The sequence below is a fragment of the Streptomyces sp. NH27 genome, assembly GCF_056859195.1.
The window spans coordinates 1-2,532 of record NZ_JACEGK010000767.1 but is presented as its reverse complement, the minus strand read 5'-3'; the positions used below and the strand labels follow the sequence as shown (position 1 = coordinate 2,532).

Sequence of the window (2,532 nt, the reverse complement as noted above, 5' to 3'; positions counted from 1 at the left end):
CTGGTGGAGATCTTCGGCCGCGAGACCCCGGTCGAGCTGAGCTTCGACCAGATTCAGAAGAACTAGTTCCCGCAGGCATCGAAAGGGCCCCTGCTCGACGGTAACCGTCGGGCAGGGGCCCTTTCGTGTGCGGGGTGGCGCTCAGGCCGGCGCGTCGGTGATCAGGACGCGTCGGCGGTCAGGACCGGGAGGTAGCCGTCGGCGTGGCCGGTGGCGGTGGGGTGGTAGGACTCCCAGGTCGGGCTGACGACCAGGGAGTGCAGCCAGTCGTCACCGGAGCACAGTTCGTGGCCCTTGAAGGTGCTCCGCACGTCGCCGAACGTGAAGCCGTGTGCGGCGGCGCGGGCGGCCGTGGTGGTGTCGAGCAGGTCGGCGGCCTCGTCGATCTTCTGGTGCTTGGTGGCGCTGAGGCCGATGCAGAAGACGTTGAGCGTGTACAGGTCCGGGTAGCCCAGGACGACGACCTTCGCCGAGGGCGCCTTCGCGTGGATCGCGTTGTAGACCGCGTCCAGCTTGCCCGGCAGCGTGTTGCGGATGTAGTCCTCGGCGGTGTTGATCCGGCTGACGCAGGTGTCGTCGGACCCGGTCACGCAGGTGGTGATCGAGTCGGAGAAGCCCGCGTCATTGCCGCCGATGGTGATGCTCACCAGTCCGGTCGAGGCGTTCAGCGAACCGAGCTGATTGTTGATCACATCCGTGGTCACCGCGCCGGAGCACGCGGCGAACGTGAACGAGGACGGGTTGTGCGCGCTCGCCCACAAGGCGGGGTAGGCGCTGTTGCTCTGGTGGCAGTCGCCACTGGAACTGATGTAGTTTCCGGCGCCGTTGCCGGCGGAGTACGAGTCGCCCAGCGCGACGTATGCCGGTCCGGCGGCTTGCGCCGGGGCCGCCAGCAACATCGCTGCCACCAGGGCGAATGCCACGGCGGCAAGGGCGGTGAGGGATTTGGTCAGTCTCACGAAACCTCCAAGGGCGGATCGCTGCAGCACCTTGGTACCGCGCAGTAGCTTGCCTTGGGAAGTGTCCATGCCAAGAATTCTCTGCGCGTAGACCTGAGCTTCAGTCAGTGGTACACGAGAAGCAGGTGTGTTGAGGGGCGACACGTGAGACGAGTTGGGGCGCACTGAGGCGCTCAGGGTTGTGCGGGGGCGAAGGGCGCGGGCGCGCGGGCGGGGGCGCCGCCGGCCGGGCGAGCGGCCCCGGGTTCGCCCGGCGGTTGCCCCGGCGCGGGGTGTGGCGCGGGGCGGCTACGGCCCGGCCGGCCGGGAGTTGACCGCCGCCTCGCGCCGACCGGAGGCTCAGCCGTCAGCCGTCAGCCGTCAGCCGTCAGCCGTCAGCCGTCAGCCGTCAGCCGTCAGCCGTCAGCCGTCAGCCGTCAGCCGTCAGCCGTCAGCCGTCAGCCGTCAGCCGTCAGCCGTCAGACTTCTGCTTGCGGCGACTCACCACTTCCGTGAACGACCGCCGTGGCGGCCGCGCGGTGATGTCGCCGCCGCGGGACTCGCCGGCCAGCCGCACGCGCAGGATCGCCGGGCTTTCCGGCTCGGCCGGCCGGATCTTGATCTCGCCGCTGCCGCGTTCCAGACCGTCGGTGTCGACGACGATCCCCGGCCTGGTCACCAGGAGCAGGTTCCCCCCGATCCGCAGATCGAGGTCCACGTCAAGGATGTTGTGGGTGATGACCGCGTCCGTGAAGTCGAGCTTCGCCTCGCAGAACATCAGCCGGATCTCCATCCGGCGCGGCACCAGCCAGCGGCCCGCGCGCGAGACATCCCCGAACCGCTGGTCGATCCGGACCAGTTCGGCCGCCTGCGGCGGCATCCCGTCCGAGGGCAGGTCCGCGGTGAGCCGGGCCAGTTCGCCGACCGTGCGCGCGGTCAGCGCGGCGTCCAGCCGCTCGTCGAGCTCCTCCGCGGTGATCCGGCCGTCGCCCGCGGCCACTTGGAGGATCTCCACGACCTGATCCCGTTCCCGATCGGACGCCCGCAGATCCGGCGCCGCACTGTGCCCGGACGATCCGTCAACTGACCTGGTTTCTTCAGCCATGCGGACAATTCTGCCGCTCGGATCGAGGCACGGGCAACGTACGAAGCTCAGATGGTGCAGCGGGTGAGCTCCAGGGCGAGTTGGGAGGCGAGGAACCAGGGGGCCGCCTCCCGGTCGCCGTAGGGCATGTACGTGTCGTCGGAGGTGACCAGGCCGCCGGTGGGGGAGGGGGTGACGAAGCCGCCGAAGACGCCCCAGACACGGGGTTTGCGGGAGCGGACGAAGAGGGGCGCCGCGAGGTGGGGGCAGTGGTGTACGGCCAACTCCGCGCAGGGGCGGCAGATCGGGGGCTTCGTGGTCAACGCGCCCTCGATCGGCTCCGGTTCGGCGCCGCCCTCCTCGCCCGGCGGCGCGGCCGGCATCAGGAAGAGCCAGCCCTTGGCCGTACGGTCGGCCGGCCCACCGCACACCTGACACAACTTGCAGAGCACGGCGACCCGTTGACGGCACGAGCTCATGGCGCGGTAGTCGGGCCGCCCGACCCCCACC

The 2,532-nt window shown here is 70.0% G+C and carries 3 protein-coding genes and 1 pseudogene; 1 reads left to right on the top strand and 3 read right to left on the bottom strand.

Features of this window, described 5'->3' with window-relative positions; translation table 11 throughout:
* Positions 1–66: KOW domain-containing RNA-binding protein (locus tag AC13HU_RS35535; RefSeq protein ID WP_483046127.1), on the top strand; the 66-nt coding region annotated here is incomplete at its 5' end.
* A 95-nt stretch (positions 67–161) separates the two neighbouring features.
* Here AC13HU_RS35535 and AC13HU_RS35530 read toward each other — a convergent pair.
* The 3 genes and pseudogenes from AC13HU_RS35530 to AC13HU_RS35520 all read right to left on the bottom strand — a co-directional run.
* On the bottom strand, positions 162–959 hold the full coding sequence (locus AC13HU_RS35530) for an SGNH/GDSL hydrolase family protein (protein ID WP_483046126.1): 798 nt from the start codon (positions 957–959) through the stop codon (positions 162–164).
* A gap of 451 nt (positions 960–1,410) precedes the next feature.
* A complete protein-coding gene (locus AC13HU_RS35525) occupies positions 1,411–2,043 on the bottom strand; it encodes a DUF1707 SHOCT-like domain-containing protein (RefSeq protein WP_483046125.1) in 633 nt (210 codons plus the stop codon).
* Positions 2,044–2,090: 47 nt separating this feature from the next.
* Positions 2,091–2,532 (bottom strand): annotated as a pseudogene (locus AC13HU_RS35520) (hypothetical protein); the annotation flags it as partial.

Excerpts from the sequence above, each read along its gene's own strand:
- AC13HU_RS35525 (WP_483046125.1), bottom strand. The coding sequence starts at position 2,043 with ATGGCTGAAGAAACCAGGTCAGTTGACGGATCGTCCGGGCACAGTGCG.